We start from the raw sequence: 15789 nt of genomic DNA, 5'->3' as shown, positions 1-15789 counted from the left end.
CTTAAAAAAGGCCATTAGCAATAAGCAAATTCAGTGTTTAATACTGATTATATTTTGGAGCTCATATGGCAGGAATGCTAAAACGGGTGCTCTTATCCAGTCTTTTGTTACTTTCCATCATTGGATTGTCAGGCTGTGGCGATGATAGACCCGACAAAATTGCTCAATATCAACAATTAGCCGCCAATCGCATTGATGTTCTCGCATCAGAGATAAATAGCGGAAAAATTCGTAATGCTGTGCTGTTAAAACAGTATGCTGAAGTTTTGGAAACTAAAAAACCTGAACTTTTGCCACTGCTAGAACAGCTTTCTCTTGATGCAACAACTGAAGGTCCTATCTATCAAGGGCTAAAGAGTCGAATGCAAGATTCTCGCAACGCGAGTAATTTCATCGATTTAGATGCCCAACTGAATGAAGTCGAGAATATCTATCAGGCTGCAGACCCAAGCTTGTATAACGACATGTTATCAGACCCGTTAAATGCCATTGCCGATATGTCAGACGGAGCATTGGCCCGAATTAACGCCATGAGTAAAGCTTCTGAATTACTTGCCAATGGTTCAGAAGATTTTGGCGCTGGCAGCCAATTAGTTGGTAATCCGTCTTATGGTAGCTGGCAAACTAACAGCAGTGGTACATCATTTTGGGCGTGGTATGGCATGTACTCCATGTTCTCTAACCTGTTTCATCGCCCAATTTATTATGACAACTGGTCAAGCCGCCGAGGTTACAGCTATTACGGTGATTACGGGCGTAACCGCTATACATCACCAAAACAACATAAACGCCAAGATAAGCTATATCAAAACACCAAAAAGCGTTTTAGTAATCAAGGCCGTCAGTTTAAAAGCCCGTATGCGAAGACTCGTACTGGTTCGAGTAGTTTAAGTCGCTCAAGCCAAGCTGCACAAAAGTCCTTTAAAAGCTCGGGCAGTAAATTCCGTTCCAATTACTCAAGCAGCGCTAAAAGCAGTAGCAGCGGTTTCCGAAATTCATCAAGCAGAACATCACGTGGCGTTCGCCGCGGTAAGTAAGGAAAGATTATGTTTTCACTACAGGAATATGGCCTAACACAAGATTTATTGATCATCCTATTGATTGATCTGGGCATTGCGATGTTACTGCTGACGTTAATGCGCTACCTGTTGGGTTGGAGTGCAAAAGTAGACAGTAGCCATGAACTCGCAGAAAGAGATAATTTTGCGTTTGGTATCAGTACCGCTGGTGCCATCGCTGCTTTGGGTATTGTATTAACCGGAGCCATTACAGGCGAAGCGGCTCATAACTATTCAACAGAAGCGATTGGTCTAACCGCTTATGGTGTTTGTGGCATCATTTTAATCAAACTTGGACGTCTACTGCATGACAAAGTTGCGCTGAATGAGTTTAATAAAACCGAAAGTATTTTAGGCGGAAATGTGTCTGTCGCAATTGTAGATGCAGGCGCTTCTATTGCTACGGCTATCATCATTCGTGCAACGTTATTGTGGGCAGAAGATCTCACACTTGTGACTTTTATTGCTATCTTTAGTAGCTTTATTATCTCGCAATTAATGTTGGTACTGCTGACTCGCTGGCGTGAACACAGCTTTGCGAAACGCAACCAAGGCAACTCATTCCAAAAAGCACTTCAGCAAGGAAATGTGGCTCTCGCCGTTAGGCATGTTGGTTATATGATTGCGATGGGATTAAGCTTCAACGCTGCAAGCCACTTTATTGAATTTTCACCTCATGCGTATGTCAGTAACCTCATTGCTTGGTTGGTATTTTCCATCGTGATGTTGATTGTGCTGTCGGTCTTACAGGGTATTGTAAAATCCGTCGTGCTTTCGAAAATCAACCGTACCGTTGAAGTTGAACAACAACATAATGTCGGTTTAGCCTCAATCGAAATGGCGATCAGTGTTGCTGTTGCATTAATTCTTACTGCATTAATGGCATAAACATACTATGACGCAAACCGTGAGTATTTCATCAAATTCGAGACAGTCGCTGTCTCGAGTCGATGATATGTTGTTACTACTGATCATGGGAGTGCTTGCCGCTTGTGGTCTGATATATGAATATCTACTTTCCCATTATGCAGGGCGTATTTTAGGTGCACTTGAAGCCGCCATTTACACCATGATAGGCATTATGATTGTCTCAATGGGGTTAGGCGCATTTGCAGCACGTAAAATTAAAGATGCTTTTACGGGTTTTGCAACGCTCGAATTAATTGTGGCCATCTGTGGTTCGAGTGCCATTATAATCACTGCTGCTGTTATTGGTTTTACCTCTGAATTTCCACAAATCATTGCCAATACATTTAACTTGCCTCCCGATCAGCTACCCGATGGTGGCAGCATTCAAACCATGCAGGCCGTGGTCAAATACCTTCCTTATGTATGGGGCACGATTCTTGGACTAATGATAGGTATGGAGATCCCACTGATTGCTCGAGTTAGACAATCGCTTTCAGAGGAACACTTACTGCATAATGCCGGAACCATTTATGGTGCTGACTATATTGGTGCAGGGGCTGGTGCTGCTATCTGGGTTGGCTTTATGCTCGCAATGGACATTGAGCTAGCTGCAACCTTAACAGCCAGTGCTAATTTAATTGCAGGCTTTGTGTTTTTGTTCCGTTTTCGTGATCGCATCAAGCACTTTTCTTTATTGGTTGTTGGGCACGTTTTAGCCAGTTTTTTATTGCTTGCATTAGCGACTTTTGGCCCCGACTGGCAACAAGGTTTTAATAACTTGTTGTATAAAGACAAAGTCGTATACAGCCAAGCGACTCGTTTTCAACAGTTAACGTTTACAGAGCGACTACGAGGTAGTGGTCTTGAGCCTGTTTACTCTATGTACATCAACGGACGTTTGCAGTTTTCCAGTGAAGATGAACATATTTATCACTCGTTTTTGGTCGACCCTGTCATGGCTATCAGCCCAAGACACGACAACATTTTGATCATTGGTGGTGGAGATGGTCTGGGTTTAAAGCAAGTTCTAAAATGGGATCCTAAACACGTTACATTAATGGACTTAGATGGTGAATTAATTAAGTTATTTTCCAGCGATATCACCGCAATGCCCAGCGCCTTAAATAAAGCTTTACGCCGATTAAATGGCGATGCTCTAAACGACTCTCGTTTGAAGTTGATGTTTGATGATGCCTTCAATGGAGTCGATAAATTAATTAGAAGCCATCAGAAATATGACACCATCATTGTCGATCTGCCTGATCCAAGCCATCCAGATTTAAATAAACTGTATTCTGATGCGTTCTATCGCAAGCTTAAAGAGCTACTCAGTGCTGACGGTGCGATTAATATACAATCAACCTCACCCTATCATGCAAAAAACGCCTTTATTTCTATAGGTAAAACGTTATCTTCCACAGGGTTCCAAGTTCAGCAATATCACCATAACGTGCCGAGTTTTGGCGAATGGGGCTGGACTATTGCAACCCTGAGTGGCAAAAAACCTGAAGCCCGATTGGAACAAGTAAAGCAATTCCCTATCAAAGAAGAATGGCTTACGCCCTCTTTAGCTCGTGCAGCTTTTGAATTTCCTGGGAATTTTTATCAACATGCTAATCATGTAAAGCCCAATATTTTAGGGTCATTGCAGCTTTATCGCTATCACCAAAAAGCGTGGGCGCAAGAGCAAGATGTTGAAGTATTTAATTAATGGTCGCTCCAGTGACTTTATTCAGATTGTGAAGGCACTGGATTGCGGGCAAACAAAATTGTCGTGATGTCATTTCCTGCTTTTATGGAGTGACAGAAGAAAAAATAAAAGAATCAAAAAAAGCGCTTGACATATTATGTCTAGTTGCTAAAGTTGAACTCAAGACATAATATGTCAACAAGGATAAACATGAACATTCACACGATTGCGAATTATTTAAATGGACTTGGCGATCAAGGGCAAACTGGTTTTACTTTTGATTGCATACCGATTGACGGTGAAGTTGAAGTACTACAAGTGAACGTAGTAGACCGAGAAGAAATTCCGGTGTTTATTTCGGTAACCGAGAACCAAGTTTTATGTATCAGTTACCTGTGGGATGAGAGTGAAGTCGTCCTAGAAAAACGAGCAGAAATGTTCCAAACCATGCTTGAGTTGAATATCCCAATGCCACTGTCAGCATTTGCTAAAGTTGACGAAAAATATGTGGTATACGGTGCATTATCATTGAACTCAAGCATGAACGAAATTGAACAAGAAGTGGCGGTTTTATCCGACAACTGTATTGAAGTCATCGACGAAATGGTCGCCTATCTGAAATAAGGAGTAATACCATGGGCATTTTAAATAAAATCCTAACCGCATTTCGTGGCGGCGCTACTGAAATCGGTGAAAGCATTGTAGATGCAAATTCAACCCGTATTTTCGAACAAGAAATTCGCGATGCAAAGAAACACTTAACCAACGCTAAGCGTGAGCTAACGGACGTTATGGCAAAAGAAATGCAAGCCAGCCGTGAAATTGAACGCCTAAAACGCAGCGTTGAAGAGCATGAAGGTTATGCAACTCAAGCGCTTGAGCAAGGCAATGAAGAACTTGCACTTGAAGTAGCTGAAAAAATTGCACAGCTTGATCAAGAATTATCTGAGCAGCAATCTGCAAATGACAGCTATAACCAGCATGCTGCACGCTTAAAAGAGTTGGTGAAGAAAACCGAAAGACAGCTTTCTGACTATCAACGTCAGCTTAGCATGGTAAAGACTACTGAAAGCGTACAAAAAGCGACAGCGACCATCACAGACTCTTTTGCATCTAGCAACTCGAAGCTGATGAACGCTAAAGATTCATTAGAGCGCATCAAAGCGCGTCAGCAACAGTTTGACGACAAGCTGAAAGCTTCAGAAACACTTGAAGACGAAAACAGTGATAAGTCGTTACACGCTAAATTAGCTGAAGCAGGTATTGGTGAGAAGAAGTCTGATGCAAACGCTGTTTTAGACAGATTGAAAGCCAAGAAAGGCTAATCTACTTTCGCCACAGCTAGCTTGCTAGGTGTGGCAACGCACAACCATTGCTCGTGAAGCTCGTTAATTTAAAGCTTCCCTGTTGTACCGATTGATTAACTCCTCCACTGGTTTTTGAATTGGTTTTTTTGCGACTAATGCAGGCCGTCTCCCAACCATCCTGCATTATGTCGCTGTTTTGCTTTCAATGGTGTGTACTTTCATAAAAGGAATTTGAAATGTTTGCCCAATTATTTCTTTGCGTTGGCGGTTTGCTTAGTATCATCTTAGGTTTCAAAGAGGGTGATTATCTATTGTCGCTCTGTGGTGTTATGGTGCTTACAAGCACTGGCTTGTCTATTTTCCAATTAAAAACAGGCAAAACATTATCTTTGTGGCCAAAAAGCTAATCTATATTTAATTTCAGGAGTTCAGTTAACTATGGGATTTTTTAAATCACTGTTTTCAAAAACAGAAGAAGTAACTTCGCGCGAGTTAACTCAACCTGACGATCTTATGATTGGTGATATGATCACCCTTGATGACAGCTTTGCCTTACCTTCACAGCTTAAAGGTAAACAACTTAAAGTCGAAGCTGTTAATACCTACGAATATGAACATCGCCGTGTCACAGAGTGGCAGCTGAAAGGCATTGATAATCAAGCTATCTTTCTTACTCTAGATAAAGATGACGAAGTTTATTTAGCACTTTCAATAAAAGTAACCCGTGACAAAGTTGAGCAACTGTTCGATATGGAAAGCTTTAGCCAAATATTTGAAGAACCTGGCGAAGTTGAACTCTCGGTAATCGAAAATCATCCGCTGAAAGATCTCAGTCAATGGCTCGGACAACACTATCGTCAAACTACTTTTGCTGATTTCGGCTATTATCACCCTAAAGATTATCGAAAAAGTCGTCCTTCACAATCTGAAAATGAGAATCAAGGTGATCCATTTGAAAGTTATCAGCTGATGGATGACACCGAAAGTTACGCATTAGATATTGAAGTATACGAAGGTGGTGAAACTGAAGTCAGCTTAGTGCTTTATCGACCAGTAACAGATATTCGTGAATATTGGCCGATCTAAAAACGAGGAAGCATCTCTTTCTGGCATAAGTGCTGTTTTTTGGTAAGATTGACAGAATATGACATAAAACTGATCAACATTATTCAGGCATAGGTAACGCTTTCCAAATATGAGTAAAACCAAAAACAGTTTGCCAGAGCAATGGCAACAAAACCAAAAAGCAGCCAAAGCAACACAAGTTGCTTTTGATTTAGACGAACACTTCCAATATTCCATTCGAAAAGCGGCCCTTGATGCTGGGGTAAGCCCTTCAGATCAAATTCGTACGATTCTTGGTTTATCTGTATCTAAACGTCCTAAACGCCCTCGCTTGACGGTATCACTCAGCCCTAATGATTATGTACTTCTTGCCGAGAAATACGGGTTAGAGTCGGACTCGCAACTTGAAATCAAAAAGCGCGTACTCGATGATTTAGTGAATTTCGTATCCGAAGAAAACGCATAATCTGGCGACTGTTCCAAAGGACTTGAGTAATGATCAATAAAAAATGGCTCGAAGATAAACTTGAGGGCCCTTCTCCATTTGAATTAGCAATGATGCTGTTATCACTCATTGCGGTGATCATTATGCTCACCCTCACCTTTGGTAAGTTAGATCCGCAAACCCATAAATTACTATTCTTTATTGATACGGGTATCTGTCTCATTTTTATCACCAATTTCTTCTTTGGTTTTTTTCGAGCGGACAGTAAACGCCTCTACTTTAAACAGCATTGGATAGATCTCGTTGCTAGTGTTCCTGCAGTGGAGCCACTTCGAGTCGCACGAATCTTTCAAATTTTACGAGTGGTTCGTTTAATTCGTGCCAGTCGCTCTATCTTGCTCCCGCTTGTAAAACAGAAACGAGAAGCGACGATGGCCAGCCTTCTAGTGGCTGTTGTTACCATTCTTGCCATCGCATCTATCGTCATTTTGTTGGTTGAAAGTGGCGCAGAAGGTGCCAACATACACACTGCAGAACAAGCTATTTGGTGGGCATTAGTCACTATTTCTACCGTGGGTTATGGTGATTATTACCCTGTGACCACAGCGGGACATATCATTGGTGGCCTAGTTATCATTTCTGGTGTGAGCTTTTTTGGTGTGGTTTCTGGTTATATGGCGTCGATTTTTGTCGCCCCCGATGAAAATAAAATCAACGAGCAACAAGAAATTCATCAAGAAGCGATCAAGCTTGAGCTTCAACAAGCATTGAAACGTATGGAAGCTAACCAAGAACAAATGGAACGTAACCAAGCTCAAATGTTAGCTGAAATAGCTAGTCTAAAAGAACAACTTAAATAGCTTTTTTCTTCCTAATCATGCAGATATGCGTATCCACATTTACAAATGTATATTTTATGCTAGCTTATAAATGCAATGGTTAATTTATAAGCATAAGAATTCATTAGTACAGTAAATTAACAATAATAAGTATTTCGTTTAGGGAGCAAATGAAATGGAGCAAGTAAAGGAATTACTGTTTCTACATCAATCAGATGAACCATGCTATTTAGCAGCTTTAGCTGAATCGTTTGGCATTAAAGTTACTGTACTTAATGACCCATCTCAAATCACTACATTCGCAGATACTCATCAAGCTTTGTGTTTGATTCCGCAAAAAGGGATGCAACTTGATCAAGATGGTATTCCTATTGAAGCGCACAAACTGATTAATGAGTTACCCATTGCTTTATACCAAGCTGATCGCAATACCATTTCAGAAAGTGCAGCAATCTTGCTTGGTGTTCAAGGGCTGCTTTATAGTGACATCAGTATGGATTTGCTCATGTCGAGCCTAACAAAAATGCTCAAAGGCGAACTATGGTTCGACAGACAGTCACTGAGTGAAACTGTAAGAATGCTTATTAAGAGCTCAGATCCAATAATCACTTTTAATCAATCAAGTAAACAAACACCGCTACCCAGAAATTTAACTTCCAGAGAAATCACTATCATCAAGCTTGCATCCAGTGGTGCTCGCAACAAAGAAATTGCAGAAAAGTTACAAATTAGTGAGCACACTGTCAAGGCACATATTTCTTCTATTTTTAGAAAAACAAATTCAAGAAACAGAGTGGAACTTATGAGGTGGGCAGGTATTAATCTAGCAAAACAAATGGCATAACAAGTTATGCCATTGTTATTTTTTTGAACACATATTAGCTCATTTTAAGAAGCTCATAGCCTCTTTTCGCTTTACTCTCTGAACCAGCTTTTACCTCTATCCAAGAGCTCAATGTTTCAGACAAAGACAAAAGATCCTCTTCTGAACCTCGAATCAGTTCGAGTTCAACCTCTGAAATCGGACACTCTCTGTCGTTAGCAATGATTTTTCCAATATCTAATACGACTTCTATTTCACTTTGCTCAAACTCTACATTCCATTTTTTTCGTAAAAAATTAGTTTCAAATAGCACTATCAAGTCAGCTTGAGTCGTTTCAATATTGGCATCACTCGGCCAAATCTCACTAGGGAAAAGCGATAATTGAGGGCAGATAAACGAAAACGGGATATCTACGTTAAATTCTGGCCGTTTGTGTAATCCACCTTCCACTTTTCCTGCCGTTTTCAATGTTTGCTCTTTATGTGTATCCACTTGGCGAATACGAAGCCCCATATCCCAAGCTCTCAATGTCAATGAGCGTGTATCAAAGTATTGGTTTACTAATTGTTTAGCGCCAACATACTTCGAATTGAGCTTCTTATGAATAACGTCTGCTGCACGCTGAGCGTCATTTTCTTTTATTAATAGTTTTACTTCAGTTTCAATAGTCATAATTTGAACAAATTGTAATCAAACATTCTTTTTTCTGTCATCTTAACGACACAATGTAACATTGCTGTCATATTTGGTCGTCAAAATGCCACTTGCGATAACGAAACGGTCGCAAAAAATGAATCTGAGTTGCAAAAACACTCGATCGCTGTTTTTTTGAGCGAAATAAGTGCACAATAAGCAAAATTAATCGGCTCAATTGTGAAAACACAGTTTCAAAATGCGAATGCTTAGGTTAACATTCGCCCGCTTTTCCACATAGGTGGAATAACCAAAATAGCCATAAGCGGGAAATACCCGATACCTTATAGGTAAATTGGATATTTTCAAATTAAATAGGTACACGGCAATGCCAGTAAACTCTATTTTAGGCGTGTTTGCAAAATCGCCAATTAAGCCTCTTCAAGAGCACATTGACAAAGTATTCGATTGCGCATCGGAACTTACACCTTTCTTCCAAGCCGCAAATAAAGGCGACTGGGATGAAGCGATTAAACGTCGTAAAACTATCAGCATGACTGAGCGTGAAGCTGATGTTTTGAAGCGTGACATTCGTCTTCAACTTCCTGGCGGTTTGTTCATGCCTGTTGAGCGTACCGATCTTCTTGAGTTAGTCACTCAGCAGGATAAAATCGCTAACAAAGCAAAAGACATTTCTGGACGTGTTATTGGTAGAAACATGACCATTCCAGAAGACCTCCAAGAACTCTTTTTTTCCTATTTAACACGTTGTTTAGACGCTGTTTCTATGGCAAAAGAAGCAATCAATGAGTTGGATGATTTACTAGAAGCCGGTTTCCGTGGACGTGAAGTCGATCTAGTAGCAAAAATGATCCACGAACTCGATAACATCGAAGATGACACGGATGACTTACAAATTCAGTTAAGACGCCAACTTTTTGCGATTGAGTCTGACATGAATGCCGTCGATGTTATGTTTTTATATAAAATCATCGAGTGGGTTGGTGATTTAGCCGATTTAGCTGAGCGTGTCGGTTCTCGTCTTGAGCTTATGCTCGCCCGTGTCTAACTAGTTTTCAAGGTTTATAAAAATGGTTGATGTATTAGTCACCAATGGCCCATGGCTTATTGCTTTTGCGGCTGCGTTCGGATTTTTAATGGCATGGGGTATCGGTGCCAACGATGTAGCAAATGCAATGGGAACCTCTGTCGGTTCTGGTGCAATCACAATTAAACAAGCAATCATTATCGCAATGATATTTGAGTTTGCCGGAGCTTATTTAGCGGGTGGCGAAGTAACCAGTACGATTCGTAAAGGCATTATTGATTCTGCGTATTTTGTTAATGCGCCAGAGTTATTAGTCTACGGTATGATCGCCTCATTACTTGCAGCAGGCTTATGGTTAGTGCTTGCTTCAGCTCTAGGCTGGCCTGTATCAACCACTCACTCTATTGTTGGTGCAATTGTTGGTTTTGCCGCAGTGGGTGTTGGCTCAGATGCAGTTGAATGGGGCAAAGTTGGCGGCATTGTTGGTTCGTGGATTATCACTCCCGCAATTTCTGGCTTTATCGCATTTTTGATTTTCCAAAGTGTACAAAAACTGATTTTCAATACAGAAAATCCATTAGCGAATGCTAAGCGTTATGTGCCTTTATACATGGGTTTTGCTGGCTTTGTAATGTCTTTAGTGACGATAACGAAAGGCCTCAAACATATTGGATTAAGCTTCACAGCCGTTGAATCCTATACCCTCGCAGTTGCGATTGCCGTCATCGTTGGCGTGATTGGTAAAGTAGTAATTGGCCGTCTTAAGATGGATGAAAAAGCGGACAAGAACGATCACTTTGGTAACGTTGAAAGAGTATTCGCTGTATTAATGGTTGTAACGGCGTGTTGTATGGCATTTGCTCATGGTTCAAATGACGTAGCCAATGCGATTGGTCCATTAGCAGCTGTTGTTTCAATTGTTGAAGCTGGTGGTGAGATCAGCAAAAAAGCAGCGCTTGTTTGGTGGATTCTACCTCTAGGTGCTTTCGGTATTGTATTGGGTCTAGCTATCTTTGGTAAGCGAGTAATGCAAACCATCGGTAAAAACATTACTCACTTAACACCAAGCCGTGGTTTTGCAGCCGAGCTTGCAGCAGCGTCTACTGTTGTTATCGCTTCAGGCACTGGTTTACCAATCTCTACTACACAAACTCTAGTGGGTGCAGTATTAGGTGTTGGCATGGCGCGCGGTATTGCTGCGATTAACTTAAGTGTGGTTCGTAACATTGTTGTATCTTGGGTGATTACACTACCTGCAGGTGCAGCGCTATCAATTATGTTCTTCTTTATGATTAAAGGTATCTTTAACTAAGAAGCGTTACTTGATATTAATCACACTTAAGAGGGAAGCATTCATGCTTCCCTCTTGCATTAAGTGCAACAAATCCATAGCATTACAATTATTGTATTTTCGAATGAGATCGTATTTGTGTTAAAAAAGCTTGCTCTATCACTGTGCTTTTTAGTTCTTCCTTTTCAGTTACAAGCCGAAGAAACTCGCTATATCTCTGAAAATGTTTATGTTTATTTACACTCAGGCCCTGGCTCACAATATAAAATTCTAGGCAGCGTAGCGGCTGGACGAGAAGTGACCCTTCTGCCGGAAGCCCAAGGTGGTTTTTCAAAAGTCATCGATAACAAAGGTCGAGAAGGTTGGATTCAATCAAAAATGATTGTAAAAGACCCAACATTTAGAATCACCGAACCCAAACTACAGCAACAAATAGATGACTTACAAAAAGAGTTAAATACTGTAAAAGCGGTGAACGCTATGTCTTCTCAAAGTACGACAGAACTTGAACAACAATTAGCTTCAGCGATTCAAGCTCGCAAAACGGCAGAAAGCAGCCTTGCGGCAGTTAAACAGCAATTGTTAGCCGCCAATCAAGATGAAAAGTATCGCTTCTGGCGTGAAGGCGGCATGATTGCAGGAGTGGGTTTATTGATTGGACTCATCTTAGCTTACTTCCCGAAACCTGGGAGAAAGCGTAAGACGAGTTGGTAAAACACTAAGTATTCATTAGAGCACTTATTTTAAGTGCTCTAATGGTTACTAGAACCAGGCATTCTGCTATAGGCATCACTTCGTCCGATAGCACCATTAAATTTCGACACTAATGCTTCTCTTGTTTTACCAGACTCATACTCTTCAACACCTAGGCTGTCAGGAAGCTTTGACGAGATTGCTGACCAGAGAAAACCAAATGCCCCTGCAATTTTCGATCCTATAGCCTCTCTCTCTGCACTGGTAGCATGTAGTTTCCCATTTGCGCTCACTACATTTATTCTGTATTCACGCGGTGATTTGCCTTCCGAACCAGATTCTACAATGAAATGCCCTTTATAGTTTTGGTTTGTTTCAGCGAAGTCCTTATTTTCCCGAATGAAACGATTGATGCTATTACCAACTTCATGTTCATTATTTAAATTTGGATTAGCTCTGGAAACAGCCATAATGACCTCATGTGCTCACGGTAAGTTCTGAATATTTTATTACCTTTTGATAAGACTTAATTAAATTAATGATAAAGATATGATTAAGCTTTATTCATCAACTTCAAAAACCAAAACCCATACAGATCAAACAAAGCCAGTATTGCCGTTTTAAATAGTGTTCTAAATCACATTTTGCAGGTATAATCCGCAAAATTTCCAATATTGTATACAAAACCGAGCTCATCAATACGTCGTATTAATTCAAAATGAACTCGAATAATAATAGCGCACAGTGCCCTGCATGGGCCTAGATGGAAGCATAACTATGTTCAAAGCGAGTGAAGTTCTGGCGGGTCATTTTGACCAAGCTAACCTCTCTGAGTTGTTTCAAGCAATTACTGATAATTATGTAGTTGATGAGGAACAATATCTGTCTGAGCTGATTAAACTGGTCCCGTCATCGGAAACAGAAATTAATCGCGTAACTCAGCGTGCACATGACCTCGTTCATAAAGTACGACAATATGAAAAAAAAGGTTTGATGGTGGGTATTGATGCCTTCCTTCAACAATATAGCCTTGAAACGCAAGAAGGCATTATTTTAATGTGCCTTGCCGAAGCCCTTCTCCGTATTCCCGATTCAGCAACAGCTGACGCCCTGATTGAAGACAAACTTTCTGGCGCTAAGTGGGACCAACACCTAAGCCAAAGCAATTCAGTATTGGTTAACGCTTCAACTTGGGGCTTAATGCTGACGGGTAAAATCGTTAAGCTAGATCAAAACGTTAATGGCAAACCAAGTAATTTACTGGGCAAGCTCGTCAACCGTTTGGGTGAACCTGTCATACGCCAAGCGATGCTTGCCGCAATGAAGATCATGGGCAAACAATTTGTACTTGGTCGAACCGTTAAAGAAGGCTTAAAGAATAGCGAATCTAAACGTAAACTTGGTTATACCCACAGCTACGACATGTTAGGTGAAGCGGCGTTAACTCTTAAGGATGCCAAAAAGTACTTTAACGATTACGCCGATGCTATTCGTGCATTAGGTGAACAAAACTATAACGAAGCCGAGGCACCACGCCCGACAGTTTCGATTAAGTTAACCGCACTTCACCCTCGATACGAAGTCGCCAATACCGAACGCACACTTACAGAGCTTTATGATCGTGTTATTGAGTTAATAACCCTAGCACGCAGCGTAAATATCGGTATCCAAATTGATGCTGAAGAAATGGACCGCTTAGAGTTATCGCTTGAGCTATTTAAAAAACTATATCAGTCAGAGACAGCTAAAGGCTGGGGACAACTGGGCATTGTAGTACAAGCTTACTCTAAGCGAGCACTTCCAGTCTTAGTTTGGCTAAACCAACTTGCAAAAGAACAAGGCGATGAAATTCCGCTGCGTTTAGTAAAAGGCGCATATTGGGACAGCGAACTAAAGTGGGCGCAAGAAAATGGCGAGCCTGGCTACCCGCTTTATACTCGTAAATCGGGTACAGATGTTTCATACCTAGCTTGTGCACGCTTTTTATTGTCAGACAAAACTCGTGGTTACATTTACCCACAATTTGCGACCCATAACGCACAAACGGTTGCCAGCATTACCGATATGGCCGGCGATCGACAATATGAATTCCAACGTCTGCACGGCATGGGTGAAGAACTATACGATACCATCCTTGCTGAAGCTGGCGTAAAAACTGTCCGTATTTATGCCCCAATTGGTGCTCATAAAGACCTACTGCCTTATCTTGTTCGCCGTCTACTTGAGAATGGCGCAAACACATCATTCGTGCATAAGTTGGTTGACCCAAAAACACCGATTGAATCATTAGTCGTTCATCCGCTTTCGACACTGAAGCGTTTTAAAACCTTAGCTAATAATAAAATTGTTCTACCAGAAGATATTTTTGGTGAAGAGCGTAAGAATTCCAAGGGAATGAATATGAATATTGCTTCTGAGTCTGAGCCATTTTTCAAAGCTCTCGATCAATACAAAGACACTAAATGGTCAGCAGGCCCTATCGTCGATGGTGAAACACTTTCAGGGGATAAGCTTGATGTCGTCAGTCCATACGACAACCGTGAACTGGTTGGTCAAATAACTTATGCTGATGACAGAGCCGTTGAACAAGCAATGAGCTCGGCACATAACGCATTTTATTCTTGGGCACGTACACCTGTTGAAGTTCGTGCTAATGCGCTGCAAAAGCTTGCTGACTTACTTGAAGAAAACCGTGAAGAGCTGATTGCGCTTTGTACTCGTGAAGCCGGTAAAAGCGTTCAAGATGGCATCGACGAAGTTCGTGAAGCTGTTGATTTCTGTCGTTATTACGCAGTAAACGCCAAAAAGATGATGGCACAGCCTGAAGTGATGCCTGGACCAACGGGTGAACTTAATGAGCTATTCTTACAAGGCCGTGGTGTCTTTGTGTGTATCAGCCCTTGGAACTTCCCATTAGCAATTTTCTTAGGCCAAATCACGGCTGCGCTTGCGACAGGTAATACCGTTATCGCGAAACCAGCTGAACAAACTTGTATTGTTGGTTACCGTGCAATTAAATTGGCTCACGAAGCGGGTATCCCTAAAAACGTGCTGCAATTCCTACCAGGGACAGGCGCAACTATTGGAGCTAAAATCACCGCTGATGAACGTATTGGTGGCGTGTGCTTTACTGGTTCTACGGGTACAGCTAAACGTATCAATATGACGTTAGCAAACCGTGATGGTGCGATTATTCCTCTGGTTGCGGAGACTGGCGGTCAAAATGCAATGGTTGTTGATTCAACGTCTCAACCTGAGCAAGTCGTCAATGATGTAGTAGCTTCATCATTCACCAGTGCAGGCCAACGATGCTCTGCGCTTCGAGTTCTCTATGTTCAAGAAGATATTGCTGAGCGAGTGCTTGATGTCATGCAAGGTGCTATGGATGAACTCAGTATTGGCCACCCAGGATTAATTAAAACTGATGTTGGCCCTGTAATTGATAAAACTGCACAAACCAACTTGAACGCACATATTGACCATATCAAGCAAGTCGGTAAGTTAATTAAACAAGCTGAGCTGCCTGCTGGAACTGAACACGGTAACTTTGTTGCACCAACAGCCGTAGAGATTGACTCTATAAAAGTACTTGAGAAAGAACATTTTGGACCAATCTTGCATGTGATCCGTTATGACAGCAAAGATTTAGAAAAAGTGATTGACGATATTAACAGTACAGGTTTTGGTCTAACTCTAGGGATACACAGTCGAAATGAAGGTCATGCATTAGCCATTGCGGATAAAGTGGGTGTCGGTAATGTTTACATTAACCGTAACCAAATTGGTGCCGTTGTGGGTGTTCAGCCGTTTGGTGGTCAAGGTCTTTCAGGTACCGGCCCAAAGGCTGGTGGTCCTCACTATTTAACTCGCTTTGTGACAGAAAAAACTCGTACCAATAACATCACTGCAATTGGTGGTAATGCGACGTTGCTGTCATTAGGTGATAGTGAAGATTAATTTTTGATCGAATATGGATGATCGCAACTA

Annotated in this window: 16 protein-coding genes; 14 read left to right on the top strand and 2 right to left on the bottom strand. The window is 41.3% G+C overall.

The features are described 5' to 3' along the window. Positions 1-65: 65 nt before the first annotated feature. The 10 genes from AC1EU2_RS18210 to AC1EU2_RS18165 all read left to right on the top strand — a co-directional run bounded on the left by AC1EU2_RS18210 (position 66) and on the right by AC1EU2_RS18165 (position 8157). On the top strand, positions 66-1037 hold the full coding sequence (locus tag AC1EU2_RS18210) for a hypothetical protein (RefSeq protein ID WP_480299703.1): 972 nt from the start codon (positions 66-68) through the stop codon (positions 1035-1037). 9 nt (positions 1038-1046) lie between these two features. Further along, positions 1047-1946 carry a DUF350 domain-containing protein gene (locus AC1EU2_RS18205; protein ID WP_480299702.1) on the top strand — a complete coding sequence of 300 codons (900 nt, stop codon included), beginning with the start codon at positions 1047-1049 and terminating at the stop codon, positions 1944-1946. Between the two features lie 7 nt (positions 1947-1953). Next, positions 1954-3678, top strand: a complete 1725-nt coding sequence (locus tag AC1EU2_RS18200) for a polyamine aminopropyltransferase (protein WP_480299701.1) — start codon at positions 1954-1956, stop codon at positions 3676-3678. Between the two features lie 189 nt (positions 3679-3867). Continuing rightward, entirely contained in the window at positions 3868-4281 is a 414-nt protein-coding gene (locus tag AC1EU2_RS18195; protein WP_480299700.1) for a YjfI family protein, read from the top strand. An 11-nt stretch (positions 4282-4292) separates the two neighbouring features. After that, the gene (locus AC1EU2_RS18190; RefSeq protein WP_480299699.1) at positions 4293-4982 is read left to right on the top strand and encodes a PspA/IM30 family protein; all 690 of its coding nucleotides are present in this window, start codon (positions 4293-4295) and stop codon (positions 4980-4982) included. A 218-nt stretch (positions 4983-5200) separates the two neighbouring features. Next, positions 5201-5371 carry a hypothetical protein gene (locus AC1EU2_RS18185; RefSeq protein ID WP_480299698.1) on the top strand — a complete coding sequence of 57 codons (171 nt, stop codon included), beginning with the start codon at positions 5201-5203 and terminating at the stop codon, positions 5369-5371. A gap of 31 nt (positions 5372-5402) precedes the next feature. Continuing rightward, a complete protein-coding gene (locus tag AC1EU2_RS18180) occupies positions 5403-6050 on the top strand; it encodes a hypothetical protein (protein ID WP_480299697.1) in 648 nt (215 codons plus the stop codon). A 109-nt stretch (positions 6051-6159) separates the two neighbouring features. Then, positions 6160-6495, top strand: coding sequence for a hypothetical protein (locus tag AC1EU2_RS18175; protein WP_480299696.1), 336 nt, complete (start codon positions 6160-6162; stop codon positions 6493-6495). A 29-nt stretch (positions 6496-6524) separates the two neighbouring features. Continuing rightward, on the top strand, positions 6525-7334 hold the full coding sequence (locus AC1EU2_RS18170) for a potassium channel family protein (RefSeq protein WP_480299695.1): 810 nt from the start codon (positions 6525-6527) through the stop codon (positions 7332-7334). A 154-nt stretch (positions 7335-7488) separates the two neighbouring features. Beyond that, positions 7489-8157, top strand: coding sequence for a helix-turn-helix transcriptional regulator (locus AC1EU2_RS18165; protein WP_480299694.1), 669 nt, complete (start codon positions 7489-7491; stop codon positions 8155-8157). Positions 8158-8191: 34 nt separating this feature from the next. Here the strand turns inward: AC1EU2_RS18165 and AC1EU2_RS18160 are convergent, their stop codons facing one another. Continuing rightward, positions 8192-8809: a CYTH domain-containing protein gene (locus AC1EU2_RS18160; RefSeq protein WP_480299693.1), complete on the bottom strand. Its 618-nt coding sequence runs from the start codon at positions 8807-8809 to the stop codon at positions 8192-8194. 349 nt (positions 8810-9158) lie between these two features. On the opposite strand from AC1EU2_RS18160, the gene AC1EU2_RS18155 reads away from it, so the two are divergent. The 3 genes from AC1EU2_RS18155 to AC1EU2_RS18145 all read left to right on the top strand — a co-directional run bounded on the left by AC1EU2_RS18155 (position 9159) and on the right by AC1EU2_RS18145 (position 11823). Continuing rightward, positions 9159-9839, top strand: coding sequence for a TIGR00153 family protein (locus AC1EU2_RS18155; protein WP_480299692.1), 681 nt, complete (start codon positions 9159-9161; stop codon positions 9837-9839). A 22-nt stretch (positions 9840-9861) separates the two neighbouring features. Further along, complete coding sequence (locus AC1EU2_RS18150; protein ID WP_480299691.1) at positions 9862-11130, top strand: inorganic phosphate transporter; 1269 nt, start codon at positions 9862-9864, stop codon at positions 11128-11130. A 117-nt stretch (positions 11131-11247) separates the two neighbouring features. After that, positions 11248-11823, top strand: coding sequence for a TIGR04211 family SH3 domain-containing protein (locus AC1EU2_RS18145; RefSeq protein WP_480299690.1), 576 nt, complete (start codon positions 11248-11250; stop codon positions 11821-11823). 38 nt (positions 11824-11861) lie between these two features. Here AC1EU2_RS18145 and AC1EU2_RS18140 read toward each other — a convergent pair whose 3' ends face one another. After that, on the bottom strand, positions 11862-12272 hold the full coding sequence (locus tag AC1EU2_RS18140; RefSeq protein ID WP_480299689.1) for a hypothetical protein: 411 nt from the start codon (positions 12270-12272) through the stop codon (positions 11862-11864). A gap of 307 nt (positions 12273-12579) precedes the next feature. Between AC1EU2_RS18140 and putA the strand changes: the two genes are divergently transcribed. Next, on the top strand, positions 12580-15759 hold the full coding sequence (gene putA, locus AC1EU2_RS18135) for a bifunctional proline dehydrogenase/L-glutamate gamma-semialdehyde dehydrogenase PutA (RefSeq protein ID WP_480299688.1): 3180 nt from the start codon (positions 12580-12582) through the stop codon (positions 15757-15759). The last annotated feature ends 30 nt before the right edge of the window (positions 15760-15789 follow it).

This window comes from Parashewanella sp. 2304DJ23-3 (genome assembly GCF_056591695.1).
This window is presented reverse-complemented; position numbering and strand designations above follow the sequence as displayed.